Origin of the sequence: Microcoleus sp. S36a_B3 (assembly GCF_036700745.1) — a bacterium.
Lineage (GTDB): Bacteria > Cyanobacteriota > Cyanobacteriia > Cyanobacteriales > Microcoleaceae > Microcoleus.
Map to the genome: position 1 here is coordinate 102,441 of NZ_JAUBPN010000015.1, position 25,542 is coordinate 127,982.

Here is a 25,542-nt window from a genome sequence, read left to right on the forward strand (position 1 = left end):
TTTGATTCACTGACAGCAACAGCCTTTTATTCTACAACCAAAACCCCAATTTACGCAACCCCTAATCTAAAAATTCTCAAAACTCGCGCTGCATCTCCCCAAGCGGTACAATAGTTAACCAGCTAGCGGAGCGTCTGTGCCCCCTTACCGCTGTTATTATTCCCCTAAAGCAAATCTATGTATATTACCTTGCTGCTTTACGCCGTGTTAGCAGGAGCCTACCTCCTGGTAGTACCGGCCGCCACCTACGCTTACCTGAACAGCCGCTGGTACGTGGCCACGTCTTTTGAGCGCGGCTTCATGTACTTCTTGATGTTCTTCTTCTTCCCCGGTATGTTTCTCCTAGCTCCCTTTTTGAACTTTCGCCCCAAGCGGCGGCAGATTGAAGCCTAAATGCGACGTATTGACGTAATTGGAATCAGTCTCGGCTTTTTTGTAGCAGGTGGCTTGGTCTACTTGCTACTGCAATTCGCCGGACTCGACAGCATGAATGCAGGCATTTGGAGTCAGTTATTTTTGGTTGCCGGCTTGATTGGCTGGCTGGTGACTTATTTATTTCGAGCCCTGACTCAAAGTATGACCTACAGCGAGCAACTGAAAGAGTACAAAGATGCTGTCTTGCAGAAGCAGCTAGATGCACTCACTCCTGAAGAGTTAGCCAAACTTCAAGCCGAAATTGAGCAGGAAAAAGATAATTAGTCAGTGGTTAGTTGTCAGTTGTCAGTGGTTAGTGGTGAGTTGTCAGTTGTCAGTGGTTGTATCATGTCCGGTCGAGCAACCGCGATTTTTGTAAGGGCGGGTTCACCAACAATACCTGCTAATAATTGACAATCTCAAAAACCCGCCCCGACCGGGATATTATGGTTAATCGCTCGGACATGATATTAGTTGTTATTAGCTAATACCAACTGCCAACAACCAAGTGCCAACAACCAACTGCCAACAACTAACTGCCAACAACCAACTGCCAACAACCAACTGCCAACAACCAACTGCCAACTGCCTAATGACTATTTCTAATTGTTTTGAAACGTTGCGAAAGAGCAACAAATGTGCATTAATTCCTTTTATTACTGCTGGCGACCCAGATTTGGAGACAACGGCTAAAGCGCTGCAAGTTTTGGATGATAACGGTGCAGATGCGATCGAGCTTGGCGTTCCCTATTCTGACCCGCTAGCTGACGGGCCGGTGATTCAAGCCGCCGCTACTAGGGCCCTGCAGCGGGGAACGCGGTTAGATCCGGTGCTGGAAATGGTAGCTAAAGTTAGTCCGAATTTGCGATCGCCCATTATTCTATTCACCTACTACAACCCGATTTTGTACCGAGGTATAGAAACGTTCTTGCAGCAAATCAAAAGTGCTGGAGTTCAGGGATTGGTTGTACCCGATTTGCCCTTAGAAGAAGCTGACAGTCTCATCCAACCTGCCAACAAATTAGGGATTGAACTAACATTATTAGTTGCTCCGACAAGTCCCAAAAATCGCATAGAAGCGATCGCCCGCCAGTCTCAAGGATTTATTTACTTAGTCAGCGTAACCGGGGTTACGGGAGTGCGCGAAGGTTTAGAAACGCGAGCAAAAGAGTTGCTGCAAGAAATTCGCAGCATCACCGACAAACCCATCGGTGTCGGTTTTGGTATCTCGACACCGGAACACGCTCGACAAGTCAAAGAATGGGGTGCAGACGCTGTGATTGTTGGCAGTGCTTTTGTTAAACGCTTGGCCCAAGGCACTCCAGAAGAGGGTTTAGCAGCAATAGGCGAATTCTGCAAGAGCTTAAAAACAGCGATTGAATGATAGCAACTGTGCAAATACTTTCAGCCATTAGACAGATGCGGGCGATCGCCCCGTGTCGCCACAATTGGGATTAAAGACCTTGTTGTACTTGAGATCATACACCTCCTTCCTTCTGGTTCTTGACCAGAAGGTTTTTTTTACTCATAAAACGCAAAACCTTTCAACCCAGCGCGCACTTCCCGCCAAACGCTCAGCCAAGCAGGGAAAAGGCATTGCCGTATCCGGCGCACACAACTACGATTTTTAATAATTGGTATGAGATGGAGGATTGTCCGTTTTTTGTTCCATCTTGCTTCTTGTATCAATCTACTGTCAACCTAACGACGGGCTTTTCGGCCAAGTTGTCAACTGTTTGCTGTCTGCTGTCAAATATTCCATCTTCCATCTTCCATCTTTCTTCTTCCATCTTCGATCTTCCATCTTCGATCTTCCATCTTCCATCTATACCTGCTACAACTTGAGGAATCTAACTTGAGGTAGATGAAAAGATCCTGTTATTATTTATATATTTTAAAAAGTGTTTAAGTTCCTCTAGTTTGTAATGCTAGCCATCTACACAACTACCAGGAATTAGAGCATATCACAATAGAAATAGAAAGGATCATTTTTATGAACAGACTAACTGCATTTCTGAAAAAAATTCGAGCTGTACAAATTTTAACAGTGTTTCTGGCTGGCATTTTAGTATTAGTGAGTACGGCCTGCAGTAGCCCTGATATGAGCGCAACAAAAACTGATGGGAGCGCAACAAAAACTGATGTGATGGCAGCAAAAACCTCCGACCAAATTAGAGAAGAAGTGCCTTCTGAGGCTGTAACTTCGGTATATAAAGGCGGCCAGAATCAATACAGCGATGACGATCCAAGAAACACAACTGTTACAGGAGCAGAAGCAAAAGCTCAGCTTCTCAAAGATGAAGCCCAGCGTCGCATCGACACCAAATCTAGCAGCGATGTGGGCGAAAATGTGCGGCGGGTAAAAGAAGACGCGTCTGACAAACTTGACGAAATTGGCGACAAGGTGAATAAGAATTCTCGCACGGTTCAGCGCAAAGCTGATAACTTTGGCGACAAAACCAAGGAAGGCTTTGCTAACCTGAAAGAAAACACTCGCGACGGCTTGAAGGGAGCAAAAGAGATTGTTAAAGAAGCCACCCAGGGAGCAAAAGAAAGAGCAGCAGAGGGTACTGAGTCTCTGAGATATAATACCAGCGGCGGCCAAGAGAATGTCACAGATGCAGCGCGAAATGCAAAATAGAACACTGAAGATGCCTCGGACAATTTTCGCTCGAAAGTGAATCGAGATATTGACAGAACTCAACGAGCGGCAGACGCGATAGACTAATTTCAAATAACGTTGAGAAACGAAGCAATATTTATCTTTTGGAGATTGCTTCGTTGTTCGCAAAGAACCAGCAATATACAGCGTGTTCCAGGTTTATGATGTACACCTCATATAAACCTGGGATACGCTGTATTTTTTTGCAGGAGCCATTTTACTGATTTCACGATCGAACTATATTAAACTTACTTAATTATACACTGTATTTTTCAAGACGCTATATTTCCGTATTCCTACTGTTTTTGCGCTAATTTAACTGTATTTGAGATTGATAGCAGCAATTTATACGTAAGTAAAAGGCTCCAATTTAGATCGCCTAAGTATAAAATGTTGTTTGGTAGATAACTATAATTTGCGATCGGCAACTAGAAAATTATGCTGTTTATACCCTAAGATAGATACATTAACTATGGTAAAGTTAAACTCTCGACTGGGAGCGGTCAAAATGGCTGCAACAGTAGAGGTAGTAAATTTGACAGTAATGCCCGGAGATTGCCCGATCGCGCAATTATACGCCGATTGTCGATCGGCTGCTGTCTCGGCGGCACCCGAAAAACACTCGCAACCGGCTAGCAGCAAACGGGAGCATCTGTGTTTTGCAAGAAGCATTTTTTTACAGTGCCCTCGGGATCTCGCAATCTGTAAAATACGCGAATTCTTGAGGTGTTCGGACTATAAATGCAAAACTGAGTTGCATCGCAGTTGTTAATTGCATTGCTCAAAATAGTCCTTAAGCAAACAGAAATTCTAGATTAACTAGAAAAAATCAGAGTCATTTACTAATATATGAAACCTCCAAATATTTCAATTTATCTTGACTCTTGTCAGCCAGATAGAGCGGTATAAAATCGGTTTAAAAAATGCGAAAGATGCGCGATATATTGTCGCCGTAATCCGAAGCAGATCGATAGGGGGGATGCAGACAAACTTTATTTGGAAAATTTTGTTGTGATGCTAGTAACAATGATGCACGACTTTTACGATGCGCTGGCACATTTGGCAACCTATACAGAGGCCGCACCGACGGAGCGCCAACAAATCCTGAAGCGCGTTGAGACGAGTCAGAAAAAACTCAAAGAATCCGCGCACCTTACCCCGATAGATTACCAGCACAAGTTCGATCTGGTTGAGGCAGAATTGCGGGGCCTTTTGGGGCAGAAAGCAGAAGCAATGGAATTGTACGATCGAGCTATTGCTGGAGCTAAAGCTAATGAATATGTTAATGAAGAAGCTCTCGCCTGCGAACTCGCTGCTAAGTTTTACCTCTCCCACGGTAGAGAAAAAATTGCCCTAGTCTACATGATAGATGCCTGCGATTGCTATGCTCGCTGCGGAGATGCAGTCAAAATTGAAGACTTAAAAAAACGCTATCCTCAATTGTTATCGCCGATTTTGCCGCCAGCAACAGTCGCTGTAAATCCATTAGCAACTGTCGTCATATCTCCTAATCAACATCACTCGGTGCATCCATTTATTCATTCATCTGTGTCGCGTCACCTGTCGGATTTCGGAGTTTTTTCAACTCTGCTAAAAGCTTGTCAAGCGCTTTCTAGTGAAATTGAACTCGATCGGCTGATTGCCAAACTGATGCAACTGGCGATCGCAAATATAGAAGCTGACAAAGTAGCGCTGCTGTTACCAAACGGCAGTAAATGGGAAGTGGCTGCAGCAAGCGCGATCGACAATTTGGGCGTCGAAAGGGCGATCGGCTTACCATCAGCAGCACTCGATAAAAACAGCGATATCCTGCCCCTAAAAATTGTTGACTGCGTTAAAAACTTGTTGAAACCTGTGATTGTGCGGAACATTGCTGAAAATTGCGATCGCGATTCCGACTCCTACATCCAGAAATACCAACCGCAGAGCCTGTTATGTTGGCCGATTCTCGATCGAGACAACTTAGTCGGCATCTTGTATCTAGAAAATCGGTTAACAGCAGGAGTTTTTACGCGCGATCGCTTGCAATTTCTCAATCTCCTGTGTTCCCAAGCAGCAATCAGTTTATCAAACGCTATACTTCATCAAAAATCTCAAGATTACGGTCAACAATTAGAGCGATTGCTAACAAAATTTAGCCGCACTGAAAATCAGCTTGCCGAGCAGAAACAAATGTTGCAAGCGATACTGGATGTCGCTCCGATTTGGATTTGGATGGTGAATCCGAAGGGTAAAGTACATTTTTTTAACAATACTTTTTGTCAAGATGTCGGCGCGCCTCTAAGCGCTTTTTTAGCTGCCGAGCATTACAAAGATATATTGGGGGAAAATGCAGCAAACTGTTTGGTTTCAGATGCCGCCTGTCTTGTCCAAGATTCACCGCATTACTCCAGTGAAACTCTCACATTAGTTGACGGCAAACAACACTATATAGAAGTCACGAAAGTGCAGTTAAAAAATTCCCAAGGCGAGACGGTTGGGATTATTGGCTTGGGTGTTGATGCCACGGGTCGCAAGCAAGCAGATGAACTTTTGCAAAAGCAAAATCAACAACTAGAACAAACTTTAAAAGATTTGCAGCAAGCGCAACTGCAAATAGTACAAAGCGAGAAAATGTCGGCTTTGGGCAATTTAGTCGCCGGAGTCGCCCACGAAATCAACAATCCAATTGGATTTATTTCTGGCAATTTAAGCGAAGCTAAAAGAAGCTTGGCAGATGTTATAGAACATTTAGAATTGTATCGCTCCGATGCACCAAAATCGGAGAAGGCTAATCATGCCGAAGAGGTAGACATCGATTATCTTTTGGAAGATTTACCGAAGATGATTGATTCAATGCAAGTCGGGTGCGATCGCATTTCTAGCATCAGTACCAGCCTCCGCACCTTTTCCCGAGGAGACAAAGACTACAAAGTTCCTTTTAATATTCATGATGGCATTAATAGCGCTATTTTAATTTTGAAACACCGCCTCAAAGCCAACGAATGCCGCCCGCAGATCGAAGTAATAACTAAATACGGCAATCTCCCTAAAATTCAATGTTTCCCAGGTCAATTAAATCAAGTTTTTATGAACCTGCTGGCCAATGCGATTGATGCCTTAGAAGAGTCAAACTTAGGACGCAGTTTTAGCGAAATTGCCACCAATCCCAACCGCATCACTATTTGCACTGAGGTACTAGGGGAAGGACAGATTCAAATTAAAATTGCTGATAACGGCACTGGGATGCAAGAGGAAATTAAAAAGTATATATTCGACCATTTGTTTACGACGAAATGCGTCGGAAAAGGCACTGGATTAGGGTTGACCATTGCCCATCAGATTGCGGTAGAAAAACATGGCGGCAGCATTGAGGTGAGTGCGGAACACGGAATTGGGACTGAATTTGCGATCGTTTTGCCGGTGAAAGGATAAATTTTAATTACAGCAGTTTAGTAAGTAGGCTATTACAAATAATTAACATGAGGTGGGGAGAGGGGGCGGGTTAATAAACATTGTGGATGTGATTGAAAGATTGTTGGTAAAACCCGCCCCTATAAATACTAAGGGTAATTTACCCAACATTATCTAATTTATTAATTTGGCAAACTCAATTTCAATACCTGTCCGACTAATACTTCGTGCTTGTGAGTTGCTACCACCACCGCACCTTCCAATCGCGGATCGTAACATCCAACCCAAGCTGCAGGATGGCATTCGTGCACTAAATACCCGTACAGCCAAATAGCTCCTCTACCTTCAATGACAATTCCTTGGCTGAATTGAACGCCTTCGGGAATTTTCAAACCTTGTAAATCATCGGGTGTGATAATACCATCTTGAGTGGCAATTCGCAAACGCAAATGTTGGTAAGCTAAACCGTCTTGAGTTTGATTGGGGATGATTTTTAATTCAATAGGATTCATGGGACGCACATAATGTTGAATGCTGTGTAAAATAATATGCTTTTTAGGGTAAATTGGGAATCCGATCGCCAACTTTGAGTCCCAATTGGGCCGCCCTTCCGCCTCTGAGTTCAATAACTCCGTCAACGGGAACATCCGGGCCGTAGTTGGGGCAGGTTTCGCTCAAACACGGCGGTACGTTAGGAATTATCGCCTGCACTACGCCTTCCCGCAGAAAAACCATATCGAGCTCAATAAACACGTTTTTCATCCAAAAACGCACGTTTCGCGCGGGTTCGATGGGGAAAAGCATTCCCCTGTCGTCTGGCAATTCTGTGCGAAACATTAAACCTGTCGCTTGTTCTTGGGGAGTTTTCGCCACTTCCAGTCCGATCGCGCGATCGGCTATAATCGTGTTAACCGAAATTGGCAAAAGCTGACCCATATCTAGTCCGCCAAACAGCGCAATAAAGTTGGATTCAGTCAGATTAGGGTTTCCCGAAACAACTCCTAAATAGTTGCCAGAATTTTTATTTTGCATAACAGTTTGGTTGTCTGAAACAAAAATGTTCAAATCGCTAAACTTTATGTTATCAGTCAAGACAATTTTATCATTGCCGCTGCCAAAATCTGTAATTACATCAGCTTCATTAATAGTAGGTGCGGCGGAAGTTGTGTCAATCACAAATAAATCATCGCCCGCGCCTCCTGTCAAGATATCCTTACCTTCACCGCCGATTAGTAAATCGCTACCCCGATCGCCATTAATCCAATCCGAATCTTGTCCTCCATAGATTGTATCGTTTGAAAGACCTCCGAACAGGGTATCAGCACCTTCATTTCCCGCGAGCAAGTCATTGTCGCGATCGCCAAAAATCAGGTCATTTCCCGCCAAACCTTGAATCGTATCATTACCTGCAAATCCTCTAATCGTATCGCTGCTGGGGCTTCCTAGGAGAAAATCGAAGCCGAAAGTACCGCCGATGTTAACCATTTAGTTTTTAATGATGGCTTTAATAAAAGGAAGCTTTGGCGATCGGCATTCGCCAACCGGTACCAAAAGCTCGATCGCTAATTTTCAAGCCAGGGGCTGCTTGTCGCCGTTTAAACTCCGATTGCCTGACTAATTTTACTACAAATTTAACCACCGCTGCATCGTGTCCCGCCGCCACAATTTCTGAGACAGATTGGTGATATTCGATCGATCGCTGCAAGATATCATCCAAAATATCATAATCCGGCAAAGAATCTCGGTCAACTTGTCCAGGTTTCAGTTCAGCACTAGGGGCTTTACTAATAATATTAACCGGAATTATTTTTTTATTAGGGGAAGGAGATGGAGGCACTTTCCCTGCATATCCGCCAGCATTCAGCCACCGACAAAGCGAATAAACTTGACTTTTCTGCACGTCAGAAATTACCGCCAATCCGCCATTCATATCGCCGTAGAGAGTGCAGTAACCCACCGACATTTCTGATTTATTACCAGTGGAAAGCAGCAAATGTCCGAACTTATTAGAAATTGCCATCAACAGATTACCTCGAATCCGGGATTGAATATTTTCCTCAGCAATCCCGAAAGTTGTATTGACAAACAAATCGGCGAGAGTGCGATCGTAGGATTTCATCAAGTCGCCGATCGGCAACAGTTCGATCGCCATACCCAGATTTCGGGCTAATTCCAAAGCATCATTAACCGAATGATCCGAACTGTAAGGAGAAGGCATTAATACCCCTAAAACATTTTCGGGCCCGATCGCGCAACTGGCGATCGCCGCAACCAAAGCCGAATCTATCCCGCCACTCAAACCGAGTACAACCTTAGAAAAACCGCACTTGCGAACATAATCTCGCACTCCCAAAACCAAAGCAGCCCAAATTTCTGGATCTTCCAAGGGCGGATCGAAACTTAAATCAGTTGCAAAACTGGAATTTTGCCCCTTCCCGCTGCTAATTAAATCTTGTTTTTTTTCGTGATATTCCAGCACGGCAAAATCCGTTTCAAAAGAATTCAACACCTGAATCAAATCACCCTTTCGATTCACCGCCAAACTGCTGCCATCAAAAATAATATCATCATTTCCCCCTACCTGATTAGCGTAAACAATCGGTATTCCCCAGCGAATGACACTATGCTGCAACATCGCCGATCGCACTTTCCGCTTCCCAACAGAATATGGCGATGCCGACAAATTTACCACCAAATCCACCTCCATTTTTGCCAAATCAGCAATCGGATCGCCCGAGTAACTGCGTTTACCCCAAAACTCCCGATCGTTCCACAAATCTTCACAAATTGTCACGCCAATTTTCAACTCGCCAATAGTAAAGTAATTGCTACTTTCTCCCGGTTCAAAATATCTATCTTCATCAAATACATCATAAGTAGGCAACAAGCGTTTATGAAAAACTTGTTTAATAGCACCATCTTGCAACAAAACAGCGCTGTTAAACAATGCTTTTCCGCCTAATTGAACAGCATGAGCATTAGGTACGACAGTACCGACTACAACCGTCAAATCCGGCGGCAAATTCTGCGCCAGGTGCTGCAACTGTGCGGCGGCGGCTGCAATAAAACTCGGTTCGATCAATAAATCGCGCGGCGGATAACCAATCAGAGAAAGTTCCGGTGTTAGCAATAAATTTGCACCTTCCACCCTGGCTTTTTTCGCACACTCCAGAATTAGATTGGAGTTGCCCAAGATATCACCAATAGTAGGGTTGAGTTGTGCGATCGCAATTTTCATATTACCAATTCACCTCATAAATATTGCTAACAGTCCGCCGGCGCGGACTCAATTTCCTAATAGTTCTAGATGTGAATTTAGGGAAGCATTAGTCAGACTTGTAATGTTTCAACTCTTCTTCAATATAATAATTTACCAAATCGCGGTAAATATTTTCTACCACATCAGGGTTCAAACCCGATTCTTTAGCCCACTCGCGCCGCTGCTGTAACATATCATGAAAGCGATCGGCTGCTCTAACGTTAGCTTCACTCGTTTTGAACCTTGCTGCTGCGATGACGTATTTAAATCTCTTGCTCAAAGCGTCGATCACTTCTCGATCGATAATATCGATTTCCTCCCGCACTTCGTGAATATTGGCGCATTCATCAGGGTCTTTCATAACCGTCACTCCTTCATAGCTTCTATTCTTATCTTACTAAATCGATCCCCGAATGTCAGTCTATTTTAGATTTTAGATTGAAGAATTTTAGATTGATTCCATAGATGAATCTGGGACATTGAACAAGAATTGAAAATTAGGCTTTCCACTACTTAATATCATTTTTCAAAACTCGCGGAACAAAACAATTGTTAGGCTCGTTTATTCTTCCCGATAAGTAATATCCTGTCCGTTCGATTGACCGCAATCAGCAAGGTTCCTAAAGGTTCGCAGTGCGGACGGTCGCCCGCATTACGAACGGCATAATTTTGGATAGCCACACACCATACAAATACTTCTCACCTTTTTGAAAAAGGCTATAAGTCGGGGGCTGTCGTTTTTGGGCTTTGTCATCCAAGAAACATTTAGATAAACACCAGTGGCTTATTTTTGAAAGGAGCAAAAGCTGCCGCATCAAAGCGGTACAAACTAGCAGGGCGGCCGGCCCCCCGCGAAACTTTAACTTTGGTGTCGCATAAAAAACCCAATTTCAACAATCTAGCTCTAAAATTAGAATAATCCGAAAAATTTTCTCCTAAAATAGTAGTATAGAGTTGATACAAATCGCTCAAGGTAAAAAGCTCCGGCAAAACTTCAAAAGCTACGGGACTGTATTCAAGTTTGTTACGCAGTCGCCGGTATCCGTATTCGAGAATTTGATTGTGATCGAAAGCTAGCTTAGGAACTTGTTGGACGGGATACCAAGCAATGCCGCCGACGCGGTGGCTGACACCGGCAACTACACTCCCAGCAATTAATTCAGCTTCTTCAAACCGAACCAAAGCAAAATAACTCACCGAAAGATAGCGATCGCCCCTGGTAAATTCCCGAGGATCGCGCCCCGCTTCTCCAAAAGTATACAGTTGCTCCAAATACAAATTTTTAACCCGGATTTTTTCAGACAAAATTCGGTAAGCTGCTTGTTCGAGAGACTCTCCGTGTCGCACCAAAGTACCGGGAAGACTCCAACAGTCGATAAACGGTTCGTCTTGCCGCATTACCAACAGCACCAACAAGCGGTTCTGCACGGTATCGACGGAGAAAATCACATTATCTACTCCTACTTTAAAGTCAGCTAATGAGCAACCTTCGCTCTTTTTTGTGCCTCGTGCCATGCGTACAAATGCTCCCTATTTATGTAATCTTCGATGGTCGGAGTCAGGGCTTGGGTGTCTCCTGTTTCGCGATAGAAGGTAGAAGAAACATTGGGACCACTCAAAGATGCGATCGCCACCTCTGCACCCATGCGCCTCAACTGCCACAAATCTATTTGCTCTGATGGATAACCGGGTCGCGGTACTATCAGCAGATCAACTTGTTTTAACAATTCTTCAAATTTGTACCAGCGAGACAGTTGCCCCACTAAATCAGAACCGATTACCAGTGTCAAATCTGCATTAGGCCACAGCAATCTTGCTTGTTCCACGGTTTCCACCGTCCTCGGACTGCTGAGTTCTGGATGCAAGCAAAGATTGTGTCTCGGCGAATTAATTTCTTGAATCATTAACAGCAGCATTGCCGATCGGTGTTCTAGAGAAGTTTGGTGCGACTTAAAAGGATTGTCCGATGCCCAAACTGCTACCCAATCAAAATGTTGAGAAAGCCAACTCAGAATTGTTTTGTGTCCTGCTGTGGGTGGATCGGCACTGGTTCCAAAAAGAGCAATCTTCTGCATAGGGAATCGGTAATTGTTGACTGTTGACTGTTGACTGTTGACTGTTGACTGTTGATTGATGACTGTTGACTAATGACTACTGACTAATGACTACTGACTACTGACTAATGACTAATGACTCTTTTTCGTTTTTTGGGTGAGACTATGCAAATCTGTAGAAATTTCCACCTGCAGCGAAATCGGGTTGTCAAGTTGGCGAGTTTCGGGGCGAAGACTGGCGACAGAAGCAGCAGTTCGTTTCGCGATATCGTCCAAACTTTCAGGCTTTTGCACTCGTTTGCCGTCCTTGACAACCAATTTCATTAATGGTATATGAGAATCGCAATTATTAATATTTTCTCCCGACAATCCCAAACAATCTCCGAGAATTTGCCCATTTTCAATATGTCTAAAAATTTGCTTTTTTCCGGGATATGTTACCTTGTCGCTTGCCTCTTTCATCACCGGAATCCCGTCAATTTCCACCAACTTATAAACACCGTTCACAGGGGAACCGCTCACCAACTTGGTTCCCAAACCGTAACCGTCAATGCAAGCACCCGCACTTTTTAATTTAGCAATTTCTCGATCGTCCAAATCGCCGCTAGCAAAAATTGGAACCCCAGGCAGGATCGATCGAACTTCCCGAGACAGCACCGCCAAATCACCCGAATCCAGCCGCACGCCTTCCAACTGCATTTCACCGCTGTTTACTCGATCGGCCAAGATCCGCGCCGCTGCCACAGTATTATAAGTATCGATCAGGAGTGGTGCCCCCGGAAAACAGCGGTGAAAAGCTGCAAACGCCTGATTCTCGCTACCTTCGAGGGCTGCCACAGCCATTACCAAAGCATGAGCCATAGTACCTACAGGTTTGCGGCCCAACTTCAAAGCAGCCAAAACATTAGAAGTTCCGTCGAACCCAGCAGCCAGAGCAGCCCTCGCCGCCCACACAGCAGCTTGCGGCCCAAAAGCCCTGCGCGTCCCGAATTCCAGCAACTTAGCGTCAGGGCCCGCCACATCCCGGAGCCGTGCAGCCCGCGTCGCAATCAAAGTTTGATAATTTATCGCATTCAACAAATAAGTTTCCACCAACTGAGCCTGCCACAGAGGAGCCTCAATTCGCAGCAGCGGCTCATTGGCAAATACCGCCGTCCCCTCCGCAACCGCCCAAACATCGCCAGTAAAGCGAGCTGTGGCGAGTAAAGTCCAAAATCGCTCCGGCGCACCTGCAAAAATCCCAGTGGACTGCAAAGCTTGAATTTGCGACTGGGAAAACCGAAATTTCTCCAGATAGTCGAGAACTTGAGCCAAGCCCATCGCGATCGCATAGCCAAAACCCTCTGGTAGCCGGCGGGCGAATAATTCAAAACTCGCAGGGCGATCGTCGATCGCTTCCCCGACATAACAAGCCGTCATCGTTAGCTGGTAGAGATCGGTCAACAGGCTGTAATCTGCTGGGGAAACGGTCAGTTCCTGGTCTTCTAAGATTTTCTCAAAACCTGTGAGGTGCAGGCTTTCTGTCGCAGTTTTCATAGCGAAAAACCCCGGACAAACTTATTTATTTAATTATAGTGATAAACACCATATCTTTTTGTAAATCTTTGATAAAGATTGCTGATACTATATTGCTTTTTTCTTGATTGCGCTCTTGCATAGAGGGTTTCAGGTTAATTTGCGGATTAAGATTATGGTATTTTTAATAAAAACAGCCAATTTGAGTTTGTAGGGTGTGCAGCGCGCGATCGTGTTGATTTAGAAAGGCGCGGGTGCATCGGGAGTTTTTGGGAAAGTATTTTTGGGGTTTGAGGGCGATCGTCCAAGCTCCGCAATTTTTACATTCCTGGACGCATGCGGGGTCAAAAACCCGGTTTCTGAATCAAGCATTTCTCGGATCGAGCGAAGATTTTTCAGAGAAACCGCGTTTTTTGCGTCTTGGACTATCTTAAAAGCTTCAGGTTGCTTCGATGTTGCGGACTAATAAGTAATTCAAACAAATATTGCTAAAGAAACCCCAAGACCGAAATTAATAGTAATATAAAAAGTATCAGAAGCAATGACAAGAGAGGCGGATGTAATGAATCTTTCTAAATCTTTGGCAGATGCGATGCGTTACGTTTCCGAAGCCGCGATGAGAATTTTTAAACGGAACGATGACGATTATCCCAATACAGGAGTTCAGCCTTTTGAAGGTACCCCACCCAAAGGCCATAAAAAAGACCCGTGATCGGGCGATCGGGTAGTTTCTAGCGAGGTAAGCAAAGACATTTGCCTCAATCAACAGCGCCAAGTTTTTCGACTACTTTTAAATATGTTCAATTTTTCCCAGCTAAACTGTGTTTGGCTGGGATTTTGCTGTGAAAAATAGATAAGCTGTTGTGCAAATAAACATTGTATATTTTGATGACAATCAAAAATAGTCAAATCCTCTCCCCCTCTTTACCCTGAGCGAAGCCGAAGGGCGCTTCTCCCCCTCTCCCCCTCTCCCTCTCCCCTTCTCCCCCTCTCCCCTCAATCGCTATACACAATCTATATGAGCAACAGCTTATTGGTGGCGTTGGTGTTTTGAGTTCGATCGGAACCCAAGTCCTGACTAGGAACCAATTACCCAAAATTGATTGAGGAAAAAGGCGATCGCCGCACTGCCAATCGGTACAGTCAAATTATCAATTCCCAACTTAGAAACCGACTCCAAAGTAGCAGCAACCAAAGCCACAATAGCCGACACAACCAAAGTTTGCCAAATATTGCCGCCAGCAGTTAGCAAAATCAAACTGCTAACTGCAAAACTCACCAAATACATAGTTGCAGAACCTTCCCAACTCTTCTGGATTCCCCAAACTCGATAAATATGTTTGCCGTATTTTTGACCGATGACAGCAGCCAATCCGTCCCCCCAAGCCATCACTAAAATGCCCAAAGCTGCGTATTCCTGATGTTGCAGCGGCCAAAACCAAGCGACGAGAACGCTAATACTCACAGCATAGAAAAAAGTCCCGAAACTTTTGCGGTTGATACTGTTAAGACTGGGCAAAATCGGCAGTTGGTAGGAAATTAGGGCGATCGCACCTGCTAAAACCCCCGCCGAAATTCCCACCCAGCCCGGTATTTGCAGCCACCAAGCCAGCAAAATCACGTTCCCAGTACCGATGTGAACCACCTTCCGGGATACCTCTGCACCCACAGAAGTCAAGCGGTTTAACCCCTCAGCTACCAATAAAATCACACCCAACCAGGCTCCCACGAGGGAAATTTGCAACCACACAGTGGGAATTTCAGAAAATATAGACACGATAATTTAGGAAACACTTATTTACATCAGGCACTGTTTACTACTTTAGTGGAAAGCGCGATCGCTCTGTTCGGTGTTGGCAGGATTTTCTACCGTCACTACGGTATAATTTAGTCGCTCTCCTGTGCTCGGCTTTGGAGATAAAGTGAGTTAGTCTAATCAAATTAGTCGTTTGAAGTTTTGAGAGGCTCAGAGAATCTGATTGCTATGCAATATGTATTAATCATTCATGAAGTAGAAAACTATGAAGCTTGGAAACAGGTATTCGATCGGGCTGAAAGCATCCGAAAAGAAGCTGGCGAGCGATCGTATCAAATCTTGAATTATGAAAATGAACCCAACAAAATTGTTCATTTTTCCGCGTGGACATCAATAGCAGATGCCAGGGCATTTTTTGAGTCTCCGAGACTGGTGAAAATTAGAGAAGAAGCGGGAGTTAAAGCTCCTGAGTTTGTATATTTAGAGCTATTAGAGTCAGGAGTCTTATAACTCTGATTGATGGTTATTTTATCAACTGCCGCACAAACTTAAACGCCCTGGGACGCAACTCCACGGGTAGCAGCGACAATCCCAAACCCGCCCACATCTTCGCCTCAGAAAAAGACTTTCCAGCCTGCACCATTTGTCGCCCTTTTGCAGTTTCACCCACCTCAATCAGCCGCAAACCAAGCGCTAATTGAGTTTCCGCGAGCCTTTTGAGCCTGACTGTTTCGAGCTGCTCTGACTCAAATTCGTAGCCGGTCAAATAGCGCAATTTATCGCTCAAATACGGAATTGCCCGATCGACTCCTTGTTGTTCTGCATGAAATCGATACTCCATCAATAACTCTGGCAAGTAATAGCATTTTTTGTTCGCAATTGCAAGTCTCACAAACAAATCGTTATCTTCACAGTTTTGCAAATTCGGCCGCAGAAATCCTACTTCTTGCAGCGCGGGGCGGCGAAACAAAGTCGCCCCTATTTGCAAACTCTGTCTCAGAAAAACTGTCGAGAGCAAATCTTCAATAATTCCAGCGGATAAATCGGTGCGGCCCCACCGCTGCGAATTCAGTTTAGTCTCGGCTTCGTCAATATTGTTGTGAATGTCGATCGCCCAGTGATCGGTACTGACAAAATCAATGCTGGGGTCTTTATCTAAAATAGCAGATGTCCGCTCCAGAAATTGCGCTCTCAGGCGATCGTCATCGTCAAATTTGATAAAATATTCGCCCCTTGCCACCGCAAAGCCCGATCGCATATTATTACTTTTACCGATATTCTGCAGGTGACGAATGTAGCGAATTCCTGGCCCTACAAATTCTGACATTAACAGCGGAGTGCTGTCAGTCGAGCCGTCATCGCAGACAATTAATTCAAAATCTGTATAAGTTTGATCTAACACGCTGGCGATCGCACTAGCCAGCAAATGCACTCGATTGCAAGTAGGAATGCAAACGCTAATTTTGGGTACTTTAGACAATTTTAGATTTGAGATTTGAGATTTGAGCTTCTAAAAAGTGACAACAATACCGATTAAAAATTTGCCCGCAATCGCAGAGTTTTTTACCTATTGGTATTAACAGATTTCGCTCCCGGGACAGTTGATTTTAACTCAAACGAGCCGTACATTCAAGAATTAACTTTTGATTCACCAAAGCAAAGGGTTGAATTTCCAAAGCGCGGCGAAAAGCTTGAATAGCACTCGTGTATTCTCCCAAGGCAGCGTAGCACAAACCAAGACCGTGCAGCGCCCCAAAATGTACCGGGTTCAATTTGAGGACAATTTCGCAATCGTGAATCGACTTTTTATAATTTCCTTGGGTATAGTGAAGTACGGCGCGCCGATTCCAAGCTTCAGCAAAATCAGGCGATTGAGCAATCAGTTTCGTCAGCAAATCCAAAGCGTGGCGAACATCGCCGGCACTTAGCGAAACTTGCGATCGCCTGAGAATTTGCATCCCATAATCACCCTTCTGGTTAAACCAAGTCCGCCAGAGTTCTGTAGTTGCCCGATCGCGCACGCTTTCTTCGGAATTTTTTAAGTCTTGGAGCAGCGCTTTGATAGATAATTCGTCCATAGTGAGAAGATTGTTAAAAAAGTTTTATCCGTCAATCTTATCGCGACAGCGGCAATTTGATTTATCCAATATCCCATGCAAATTTTGATACTTTCCTCGACTTTTCCCTACCCGCCAAGCCGGGGAGGAACTCAGGTAAGGACTTTTAATTTATTACAATACTTGAGCCGGCGGCATGATGTAATTCTCGGCACTGTGCGATCGCCCGATGTCACCGACGCACAAATCGACGCATTGCGAGGGCAAGTGACAGAATTGGCAGTTTTTCCCCACCCGCAGATACCCCCCCAACCCCCCCTTGCTAAGGGGGGGCTAAGACTCAATCAGGAGACTAAGGAAGGATTCTTGCCTCCCATTGCACCCCCCCAATTTCCCCTTGCAAAGGGAGGGCTAAGACTCAATCAGGGGCTTGAGGAGGGCTTCTTGCCTCCCCCCCTTGTTAAGGGGTGGACTGAGGGGGGGTTCTCTGAAATACTCGGAAAATTCCACAGATTCAGTCAATTTGTGTTATCCGGGACACCTCCAAACGTGCTCTCAAGCTACTCTCAAGCAATGCAGAATTGGGCTGACGATTTGGTAGCTGCAGGGAAATGCGATGCTGTTACCTGCGAACACAGCGTTAACGAGATTTACGTGCGTCCAGAATGGCGACAAAAACTGCTGACAGTGGTCAATATTCACAGTTCGGTTTGGGGAACTTGTAGGGAAATGTTAATCACCGGCACTTCCCAAAAACCTCTGCGCGATCGACTAAATTTGCCGCTACTCGCCCGCTACGAAAGACGCTACTGTGCCAAATTTTCCCGCATTGTCGCCACCACATCCACAGACAAGCAGCAACTCCTAGAATTGCTGTCGCCAGCGGGAAGACTCGGAGAAAAACCAGATTTTTTTGTGCCTCCGATTGATGTCATTCCTAACGGCGTGGATTTGACAGAATTTCCGTACCGGTCGATCGATCCGGGAGGACACACCTTAATCTTTGCAGGCGCAATGAACAATTTGCCCAATATTGACGCCGCCAGATTTCTCAGTTTGCAAATATTGCCTTCCTTGCAGCATCGATATCCCGATGCTACCCTCACTCTAGTCGGGGCTTCGCCAGTCCCGGAAGTGCTCGCCTTGGGGAAACTCCAAGGAATTCAAGTAGTAGGTCGGGTGCAAAGGGTGGCAGAATATTTGCATCAGGCTGCAGTTTGTGTGGTGCCGATGAGGATTGGTTTCGGGATTAAAAATAAAACTTTGGAGGCGATGGCTGCGGGAACTCCCGTGGTGGCGAGCGATCGAGGTTTGGAGGGTTTAGCCCTCGGTGGCGGCGCACAACCGACAAGGGCCTTGCGGGCGAACAAAGTTCAGGAGTATGTTGAGGCGATTACCAGTTTGTTTGAAAGTCAGCAACAGCGACAAGAGTTGTCCGAAAGCGCGCGCGCCCTCGTTGAAAGTCAATACACCTGGGATATCATAGGTCGGCAGTACGATCGACTATTGCAACTTTAAACTCGAAATTCTAAAATCTAAATTCTAAAATTGGACGGACGATGGAACACAAAATTAACCCCTCGAAACGCCGAGTCAAACCCCCAGAAAATTCAAAAGTTGCTCCTCCTCCTCCGACAAGACGCCGCCGCAATCGTCGCCCCAAAAAACTTCAAGACTCCCAGCTTCCCCTACTTCCTTCCCCAACTCGCGCCAGATATCCCTGGAAAAGACTCGTAGCTAATTTGACAGCCCTCGGCATCTTGTGCGGCTGTTCCGCTTTGATGGGAGGCGGCGCTTGGCTGAGTTACCAGCTAATTGTCGATCCCAACGGTAACAGGTTGGTCTCTCAGTTTGTCCCTGGATGGTCGCGCCTGCCTACCGGTAGCAGAGATTCCATCCAAACTCTGGCTCAAATCAAAGCCAGCATCCGCAAATTGGGCTTCATAACCGGCGAACCCCTACCGCTTCCCGTCGAGAAATCTGCAGATAATTCTATTGCCGATTTACTGTTGCCGGTGATGGTAGAAAGGACAGTTAATGCTTCTACTGTTTGCAAAAATCCTTGCCGTCAAATTGTTGAACTTCGGGTGTACAAGCGGGTGCAGCTTCCCGATCGCGATTCCGATAAAGAGCAGTATTTTCAGTTAGCAAGTTCTGTGAGTGTAGAAGGCCCTGCCGAATCTTTTGTGATTGCTTCTTTAGCTGACTCCCAGTCCGACAATCAAGCCTCCAATCAGTCGCTACCCCTAACAGAACTGCGCCGCTTTGACGGCAAGCCCCCCGCCGAAGGTATTTGGTTTAATGTCAGCGGTAAACTGGTGCGCGGCGACAAGAAAATTCCCTACGGACAAGTCATTCGCTACAACCCCAGCCAAAATCATTTAATCTCGCTGTTGGATTGGGTGAGTGTGGCCGGACAACCGCCGAATTGGCAGCAAATTGTGAAGGGTTCAAATCCGCAATTGGCGATCGACCAAACAGTTGGTTTAGAGCCGCAATTTACCCTTTATCAAATTGGCCCGCGCAAATTTGTGCCGAACCCAGTTCAGTTAACTCCGATTTCTTTAGAAGAATTTGCCTTGAATGACGAGACTTATAAAAACGGGCTGCGATTGGCAAAAAGTGGGCTGTGGTCTCCAGGATTAAATGTCATGCGTATTGCTAAGGGTAAAGCCGGCAAAAATTGGCCCGCACTCGCGCAAGCTCAACTAGAAACGATCGAATTTCACGCTAAAATTACTCGTGCTCAGGCGATCGCATCTTGGGCCAGTCCCGGCCAACAAGTGCTCGCAGAATTGATCGACGGCCGCTGGAGTGAAGCTTTGCAAGTATTTGAAGCCGATCCCAGCAACAGTCACGAAATTGCCACAACCCTCAAAAATGACGGCGGGCGGATTATGAACCGCGTAGATGCCGCCTTGCGAGTCAATGCCGCGGACGGCGATGTCAAGGCTTGGGGCGCTCTGATTTTAGCCTCTCAAGACGGAACTCGCGAAGCGATGAATTGGCTCGACCAGCAATCAGATACCGACAGCGAAACTAGAAGTCGAATTCGGAATTTGGTCAATAAACTTGATGAAGCAGTTTCTCTGGCCCAAACTTTAGGAGACCACAAAAGTCAAATTATGGGTTCTGCTACATTAATTAACAATATCAACCCTGCTGACTGGCTGGAACCCGCAGCCAAAAGCGAGTTAAAATTGACCCCAGAACAAGTTTGGTATCAGGTGCAAGTAGCGAGTTTTTACGACGGCATCCGCTGGGTTAATTCGCCCTTTCCAGATGTAGAAGTGCGCTCTTTTCCCGATACTCAAATTAAATGGCTCTGGGGGCGGCTGGGCTTGCAGGCTGACCCCAAGATTAAAATTGAGGTAGCGATGGCTAACGGTCAACAAAGAGTCGCTGTCGGAACGGTGAAAGCGGTGCAGATTCAAGACGGAAGTCTGCGCTTGCTGGCGGCCGTTGACAAGCGATCGTAATCAGGCAAAAAGCATTCTGCTGGGAAACAATCTAAGACACACTCTTGATATCATGTCCCATCGATTGACAACAATAAGATGTAGTTAGTAAAAATGTGGTTCGTAAATATCTGGTTCGTAGTGCGGACTTTAGTCCGCTCTTAAACTGCGAACATTAGTCCGCACTACGAACTGTAAAGATGTGCTTCGTAGTGCGGACTAATGTTCGCTCTTTTGTCCCAATCCCCCGATCAATTTCGGAAAAAAATACAGAGAGCAATTTTCTTAATTCAATTTACACAACTCGCGCCAACAACAGCCAGAGATATTACATTCCGCCCTTTTTAGAAAGTGCTGCAATCATCTGTTGCTTCACAGCTTTCGCCCAAAGCTCAAACTCCACACTGTTGATGCTGTTAACTTTCACTTCCTCAGCAGGCTGATGTGGGGCTTCCTTATGTACTGTAGTCTCCATTCTTTTTTCCTCTTACAAAAAATGTTATTAGTCGATCGCCAGCGATTAGCATCATACATCTATTTTATCTACTAAATCCTGTCATTAGTTACACTAAAAGCATAAATTTTTACGTTCAAATGCAGTAAATACATATAGATAATGCAATTTATGAATTCCACATCAAAAACCATACAAATATTGCTATAGCGGTTATCTAAAAAGTGAGGTATGCCCTATGCCCTATGCCCTATGCCCTATACCGGATAGTACATCATCTTTTTGATAAAGGCTATACATATAGATTTTCCCTGACATTAAAACTTTATAAATTACATTGTATAACAGAATCAAAGTAATAGTTGTGTGAGTAAACTTATTTTACAATGAATGTATTGGTATATACAGCAGAAAATAATTTGATTCAATTCAAATAGTGCCGTAAAGCCGATCGCCCGCATGGACGAGTCCCGGTACAATATAATTGCGATCGTCCAAACGCTCATCAACAGCAGCCGTATAAATCTGCACGTCAGAGTGCTGTTGATGAAGGTATTCAACTCCCTCCGGCGCAGCCAGCGAGCACAAAAATTTAATAGACTTCGGATTAACTTCTTTAAGCCGATCCACAGCAGCCACTGCTGAGTTACCAGCAGCCAGCATCCGATCGACAATTAAAACATCTCGCGGTTCGATATCCAGGGGAACTGTGACAGAAAGACGAGCCCACCACCTGAGTAGTGCGATCGCGGTACAAACCAATAAACTTAAATAGCAAAAATTGCAAAACACCTTGAAATTATCTGCGTCAATCGGTGTTGCATCAGCCCGATATCTGCGGTTTCTCTGAAGATAATTATCATCTTCTGAATCTGCCGGAAAATACGAATATCGTCACCTTTTCCTCCTTCGCCACTAGCAGACAGAGCCTTTTACTACAAATCCAGCAGTTCTAATTCCCGAATTAAAGCATCTTTTCTCAGCCAATAGCGAAGGCATATAATTCGTCGTCCAACAAATACCTCCTAGCGCAGCGCCGACCCAAAAATCAGAACTTTGTTCCCCACAAAGCCTCATAAAAACGATGAATATTATTCGCTCAAATCTTCCGGAACACTCTTTGAATGAAATGAATATTAGAAAGTATCAGGACACAACAAGCATTAATACATAAATTAATGCTACTCGAAAAAGCCCCGAGCTAAATACAGATATCTAGCTCTCAGTCAGAAACTGACTGCCTTTTCAGTAAAGGCTTGCCATCTCCTAAATAGAAAGGCATCGCCTCAATATTCCTTGAATTTTTCAGAGTTGTCCTAACAAAAAAACATTAAGGAGAACATCCATGAAATTTGCAAAACTCTTGCTGGCGACAGCATTAATGGCCGCTTCTATCAGCCCCGCCTTGGCAAATCCTGCAGTTCAAATATTAGGAGCCAGCTACGGCGGTAGCGGCTGCCCAGACCGCTCCGCCAGCGTCAGTGTCAGCCCCGACGGTCAAGAACTCACCATCCTATTTGATAAGTTTGCAGCCCAAGGAAATGTCTCAACAGAAACCCGGAAAAGCTGCAATCTGAGCATTCCCATCAAAGTACCCCAAGGCTTCCAAATTTCTATCTACGATGCCGATTACCGCGGCTACATTGCTCCTAAAACCACAGGAAACCTGCGAGCAGAATACTTTTTTGCAGGAAGCCGCGGCCCAGTTTTTAATCGGAATTTAAGCGGAGAAACTAACTACAACGTTCGAGATAGTTTAGCCACTGTAGCTAATGTTTGGTCTCGCTGCGGCGACAGTGTAAATATGCGAGTAAATGCTGCGATGACAGCCCGCGGTGCCGGCATGGCAACCGTTGACTCCTTCGATTTAGCTCATCGCGGTTTAGTGTATCACGTCAAATATCGCACTTGCAACTAAGCAGAAACACTAAAAAACAGATAACACTGATGACCCGGATTCTTTACGAAACCGGGTTTTTCAATGCTCTAATTGTATCAATTCCGGTTGTACCGAAATGATATAGAGGAAACGGCAGTGCCATTTCCCTACAATTAATCTGACGTAGGGAAACGGCACTGCCGTGTCCTAATTTCTTATGATACTGCCGTGTCCTAATTTCGGCTTATTTAAAACACAGTACCGTCACTTTCAATCCGAATTGGCGGCACTCCACCGACTCTCAATTCCCCGGCAATTTTTCGCCCCGCCGCCCAAGTTCCCCCTTGCAAAATCTTCACCAGCGGCAATTCTGTCGCACTCAAATGCAGCTTTTTTCGCATAGTTGCGGCAATCTTATCTAAAAGAATCACAGTTAGCGATCGCCATTCCACTATAACTTCCGAACCAGGCAAATAACTACGATCGCCAACAGCCGCATCTTTTACCCGCAGCAGCCCGACATCCAAACACAAACCACCGTTGCGATACTCCGCCAAACCCGTTAAATCATCCAATCCTGCGACTTCTAAACCCAGTTGTTGCAGCGGTTCCAACAGCGAATAAGTCAACCACTGCGAGAGTTTGTGAAACGGCACAAAGTTATCTCCAAAATTTTCTCCCGCCAAAGCTGAATGCCGCCAAACATCCCCTAAATTAACCCCACCAATGGCATATCTTCCCGGCCAAATCTCCTCAAAACCTGTCAAAACAGCATTCAATACTTCAGAAGCATTCACAGTTTTGACTCCAGAAACCCGACTGTCGAGCAAGTATTGTACCAAATTGCCGGGACGCGGGTTTTCGCTACCAAATAATAATCGATGCTGGCAAATCGCCTTCCCCAAACGCTGCAACAATTCTAATCTGCCGCTTAAACCCACTAGCGGATTGTCTCGGCTTACCTGAAATCCCGCAGCTAAAGTTTCTAGTTTTAATTGAGAAAGCCCCCGCGAATCAGCAGAAAAAGGAAAATCGGGATTGCTGGAAAAAACACCTTGACAAAACATCCGAAAACTGGCTATTGCTAACCCTTCTGAGCGGCGGTAAATTTGTCCTGTTTCTGGTTCGCAATACTGCCAATCTGCACCGGCACCGGCATCAAGCAAAACGCTGATAATTGCTAAATCAAACTTGATCTTAGCTTGTTCTACGGGTGAAAATTCTGTTAAAGCTGCATCTAATTCGGCTAGTCGCGGCAGGTTGCCGGCTTCAAAATGCCGCCAGCGACTGTGAAAGGGAATGTTAAAATCGGGATACTGTTGGTGGGTGGTGTCGATTACATAATTTGCTGCTTTGTCGAGTTGGGATAAATCGACGCGGAAGTAGGGTAGTTTATTTTCGGAGGCTAAATTAAAAAGCCGATCGCACTTTTGGCGAATCGCAGCCGGCGTTTTCAGATATTGTACAGTTTCTAGTTCAAGTTTGCTCAACTTCATACAATCAAACACCGATAAACATCGTTTTCTTGAAAAAAGTCAAACTGACTGTAATCTAAAAGATTATCTAAAATCGCATTTTTATCGATTTTGATCAGCTTGTACTCCCACTTTGAGCCGCTGACTTCGCGTTTTATTCGGTCGGAAACTATCACCGAATTTTTGTCAGTAGCCGGAGATATTATTTTACTTAAATCTTCCAGCCTGTCGGCGATGTTAATATCTTTTCCGTAAGTGCAAGACCGAAATATATACAAATTTCCTTTAGTAATTCCTACCGACAAGCCGCAAGGTATTTGATTGCCACGAATAAACAGTTTCCAATTCTCGCACAAACTTTCCATTGCCGCTAAGGCTGAGTGAGCTTCCTGGAAAGTTAACAAGTGCGAATCACCAACAATACTCCGAATTGTGCCGCCGTATTCTTCACAAATTGTTTTTTCAAAGTTATCGAATTTAGTCAGTAAATATTCAACATCTTTAATAGAATTAGATTCTTGATAAGCAATAAAACCTCTCAAATCAGCTTTGATTATTGCTTGATTTTCTACTATTCGCGTTTTGTGACTTTGGTCAACTTTGTAAACTTTTTCAGGTTCGCTCATCCCTTTCAAAGAAAACTCATTCACAAAAGATGTTTGCACTTCTGCTTTGTTGAGGGCCAGCCATGCTGCTTGGGACAAATATATTTCATCCGGCGGAGTTACTGATTCTATCCGCGCTGTTAAATTTACTGTATCGCCAAAGATATCTTTATCTTGGTGCAAGACATCTCCTAGGGTAATCGACACGCGAATAGCCAATCGTTCATCGTTCGATTTACTAGATTGTTCAGCTCTCAATTCTTGCTGCATTTCTATGGCTGCCATCGCCGCTGCGGTAACGCTGGGAAAAATCATCCAAAATGAATCACCTTCCCCTTTAATCATGCTGCCTTCATTTCTGATAGTAATATCTGAAATAAAATTTTTATGCTCGTTTAACAAACTACTTAATTCGGACTGAGATAACTTTTTGACTCGGACGGTATATCCGCAAATATCTGTTTTTACGATAACAGTAGAACGCAAATTAGCCATAACCTACCCTGACCGATCAAAGACCAGCAATAAATTTTATTTGGCAAAGACGCGATTGTTCGCGCC

Annotated in this window: 25 protein-coding genes; 10 read left to right on the forward strand and 15 right to left on the reverse strand. The window is 44.9% G+C overall.

Annotation, left to right across the window (positions count from 1 at the left end):
- Nucleotides 1-177 precede the first annotated feature (177 nt).
- The 4 genes from ndhL to QUA01_RS17510 all read left to right on the forward strand — a co-directional run bounded on the left by ndhL (nucleotide 178) and on the right by QUA01_RS17510 (nucleotide 3,055).
- The gene (ndhL, locus tag QUA01_RS17495; RefSeq protein WP_193972727.1) at nucleotides 178-393 is read left to right on the forward strand and encodes an NAD(P)H-quinone oxidoreductase subunit L; all 216 of its coding nucleotides are present in this window, start codon (nucleotides 178-180) and stop codon (nucleotides 391-393) included.
- On the forward strand, nucleotides 394-699 hold the full coding sequence (locus QUA01_RS17500) for a DUF3007 family protein (RefSeq protein ID WP_333091284.1): 306 nt from the start codon (nucleotides 394-396) through the stop codon (nucleotides 697-699).
- A 307-nt stretch (nucleotides 700-1,006) separates the two neighbouring features.
- A complete protein-coding gene (trpA, locus tag QUA01_RS17505) occupies nucleotides 1,007-1,798 on the forward strand; it encodes a tryptophan synthase subunit alpha (RefSeq protein ID WP_333091286.1) in 792 nt (263 codons plus the stop codon).
- A gap of 609 nt (nucleotides 1,799-2,407) precedes the next feature.
- The gene (locus QUA01_RS17510; RefSeq protein ID WP_333091288.1) at nucleotides 2,408-3,055 is read left to right on the forward strand and encodes a DUF6658 family protein; all 648 of its coding nucleotides are present in this window, start codon (nucleotides 2,408-2,410) and stop codon (nucleotides 3,053-3,055) included.
- 429 nt (nucleotides 3,056-3,484) lie between these two features.
- On the opposite strand, the gene QUA01_RS17515 is transcribed toward QUA01_RS17510, so the two are convergent.
- Nucleotides 3,485-3,748, reverse strand: a complete 264-nt coding sequence (locus QUA01_RS17515) for a hypothetical protein (RefSeq protein ID WP_333091290.1) — start codon at nucleotides 3,746-3,748, stop codon at nucleotides 3,485-3,487.
- Between the two features lie 342 nt (nucleotides 3,749-4,090).
- On the opposite strand from QUA01_RS17515, the gene QUA01_RS17520 reads away from it, so the two are divergent.
- A complete protein-coding gene (locus QUA01_RS17520) occupies nucleotides 4,091-6,490 on the forward strand; it encodes an ATP-binding protein (protein ID WP_333091352.1) in 2,400 nt (799 codons plus the stop codon).
- A 161-nt stretch (nucleotides 6,491-6,651) separates the two neighbouring features.
- Here QUA01_RS17520 and crn3 read toward each other — a convergent pair whose 3' ends face one another.
- The 7 genes from crn3 to QUA01_RS17555 form a co-directional block, all read right to left on the reverse strand.
- The gene (crn3, locus tag QUA01_RS17525) at nucleotides 6,652-6,981 is read right to left on the reverse strand and encodes a CRISPR-associated ring nuclease Crn3/Csx3 (protein ID WP_333091291.1); all 330 of its coding nucleotides are present in this window, start codon (nucleotides 6,979-6,981) and stop codon (nucleotides 6,652-6,654) included.
- Nucleotides 6,982-7,024: 43 nt separating this feature from the next.
- Nucleotides 7,025-7,954: a DUF192 domain-containing protein gene (locus tag QUA01_RS17530; RefSeq protein WP_333091293.1), complete on the reverse strand. Its 930-nt coding sequence runs from the start codon at nucleotides 7,952-7,954 to the stop codon at nucleotides 7,025-7,027.
- Between the two features lie 19 nt (nucleotides 7,955-7,973).
- Nucleotides 7,974-9,707 (reverse strand): NAD+ synthase, encoded by a 1,734-nt coding sequence (locus QUA01_RS17535; RefSeq protein WP_333091294.1) that lies wholly within the window; start codon nucleotides 9,705-9,707, stop codon nucleotides 7,974-7,976.
- Nucleotides 9,708-9,795: 88 nt separating this feature from the next.
- A complete protein-coding gene (locus QUA01_RS17540) occupies nucleotides 9,796-10,089 on the reverse strand; it encodes an isochorismate lyase (protein ID WP_194012145.1) in 294 nt (97 codons plus the stop codon).
- Between the two features lie 404 nt (nucleotides 10,090-10,493).
- The gene (locus tag QUA01_RS17545) at nucleotides 10,494-11,243 is read right to left on the reverse strand and encodes an NUDIX hydrolase (RefSeq protein ID WP_333091296.1); all 750 of its coding nucleotides are present in this window, start codon (nucleotides 11,241-11,243) and stop codon (nucleotides 10,494-10,496) included.
- A complete protein-coding gene (locus QUA01_RS17550; RefSeq protein WP_333091299.1) occupies nucleotides 11,204-11,803 on the reverse strand; it encodes a nicotinate-nucleotide adenylyltransferase in 600 nt (199 codons plus the stop codon). Before QUA01_RS17550 ends, QUA01_RS17545 begins: the two co-directional genes overlap by 40 nt.
- 111 nt (nucleotides 11,804-11,914) lie before the next feature.
- Entirely contained in the window at nucleotides 11,915-13,318 is a 1,404-nt protein-coding gene (locus QUA01_RS17555) for a nicotinate phosphoribosyltransferase (RefSeq protein WP_333091301.1), read from the reverse strand.
- A gap of 541 nt (nucleotides 13,319-13,859) precedes the next feature.
- Between QUA01_RS17555 and QUA01_RS17560 the strand changes: the two genes are divergently transcribed.
- Nucleotides 13,860-14,009 carry an isochorismate synthase gene (locus QUA01_RS17560; protein WP_333091302.1) on the forward strand — a complete coding sequence of 50 codons (150 nt, stop codon included), beginning with the start codon at nucleotides 13,860-13,862 and terminating at the stop codon, nucleotides 14,007-14,009.
- A gap of 366 nt (nucleotides 14,010-14,375) precedes the next feature.
- Here the strand turns inward: QUA01_RS17560 and QUA01_RS17565 are convergent, their stop codons facing one another.
- Nucleotides 14,376-15,074 carry a diacylglycerol/polyprenol kinase family protein gene (locus tag QUA01_RS17565; protein ID WP_333113642.1) on the reverse strand — a complete coding sequence of 233 codons (699 nt, stop codon included), beginning with the start codon at nucleotides 15,072-15,074 and terminating at the stop codon, nucleotides 14,376-14,378.
- 207 nt (nucleotides 15,075-15,281) lie between these two features.
- Between QUA01_RS17565 and QUA01_RS17570 the strand changes: the two genes are divergently transcribed.
- Nucleotides 15,282-15,563, forward strand: coding sequence for an antibiotic biosynthesis monooxygenase (locus QUA01_RS17570; protein WP_333091304.1), 282 nt, complete (start codon nucleotides 15,282-15,284; stop codon nucleotides 15,561-15,563).
- 13 nt (nucleotides 15,564-15,576) lie between these two features.
- On the opposite strand, the gene QUA01_RS17575 is transcribed toward QUA01_RS17570, so the two are convergent.
- Nucleotides 15,577-16,533, reverse strand: coding sequence for a glycosyltransferase family 2 protein (locus tag QUA01_RS17575; RefSeq protein WP_333091305.1), 957 nt, complete (start codon nucleotides 16,531-16,533; stop codon nucleotides 15,577-15,579).
- Between the two features lie 127 nt (nucleotides 16,534-16,660).
- Nucleotides 16,661-17,131, reverse strand: a complete 471-nt coding sequence (locus tag QUA01_RS17580; protein ID WP_333091306.1) for a tetratricopeptide repeat protein — start codon at nucleotides 17,129-17,131, stop codon at nucleotides 16,661-16,663.
- A gap of 75 nt (nucleotides 17,132-17,206) precedes the next feature.
- Between QUA01_RS17580 and QUA01_RS17585 the strand changes: the two genes are divergently transcribed.
- On the forward strand, nucleotides 17,207-18,628 hold the full coding sequence (locus tag QUA01_RS17585) for a glycosyltransferase family 4 protein (protein WP_333091309.1): 1,422 nt from the start codon (nucleotides 17,207-17,209) through the stop codon (nucleotides 18,626-18,628).
- 41 nt (nucleotides 18,629-18,669) lie between these two features.
- Entirely contained in the window at nucleotides 18,670-20,589 is a 1,920-nt protein-coding gene (locus QUA01_RS17590; protein ID WP_333091311.1) for a hypothetical protein, read from the forward strand.
- Nucleotides 20,590-20,896: 307 nt separating this feature from the next.
- Here QUA01_RS17590 and QUA01_RS17595 read toward each other — a convergent pair whose 3' ends face one another.
- Together QUA01_RS17595 and QUA01_RS17600 are read right to left on the reverse strand one after the other, a co-directional pair.
- Nucleotides 20,897-21,043 carry a hypothetical protein gene (locus tag QUA01_RS17595; protein WP_194067688.1) on the reverse strand — a complete coding sequence of 49 codons (147 nt, stop codon included), beginning with the start codon at nucleotides 21,041-21,043 and terminating at the stop codon, nucleotides 20,897-20,899.
- A 408-nt stretch (nucleotides 21,044-21,451) separates the two neighbouring features.
- A complete protein-coding gene (locus tag QUA01_RS17600) occupies nucleotides 21,452-21,814 on the reverse strand; it encodes a uracil phosphoribosyltransferase (RefSeq protein WP_333091312.1) in 363 nt (120 codons plus the stop codon).
- A 553-nt stretch (nucleotides 21,815-22,367) separates the two neighbouring features.
- On the opposite strand from QUA01_RS17600, the gene QUA01_RS17605 reads away from it, so the two are divergent.
- Nucleotides 22,368-22,940, forward strand: a complete 573-nt coding sequence (locus QUA01_RS17605) for a DUF4360 domain-containing protein (protein WP_333091313.1) — start codon at nucleotides 22,368-22,370, stop codon at nucleotides 22,938-22,940.
- 209 nt (nucleotides 22,941-23,149) lie between these two features.
- Here the strand turns inward: QUA01_RS17605 and QUA01_RS17610 are convergent, their stop codons facing one another.
- Both QUA01_RS17610 and QUA01_RS17615 read right to left on the reverse strand, forming a co-directional pair.
- Nucleotides 23,150-24,397 (reverse strand): URC4/urg3 family protein, encoded by a 1,248-nt coding sequence (locus QUA01_RS17610; protein WP_333091316.1) that lies wholly within the window; start codon nucleotides 24,395-24,397, stop codon nucleotides 23,150-23,152.
- Nucleotides 24,394-25,476, reverse strand: coding sequence for an adenylate/guanylate cyclase domain-containing protein (locus QUA01_RS17615; RefSeq protein WP_194067691.1), 1,083 nt, complete (start codon nucleotides 25,474-25,476; stop codon nucleotides 24,394-24,396). The genes QUA01_RS17610 and QUA01_RS17615 overlap by 4 nt, the downstream gene beginning before the upstream one ends.
- Nucleotides 25,477-25,542: the final 66 nt, after the last annotated feature.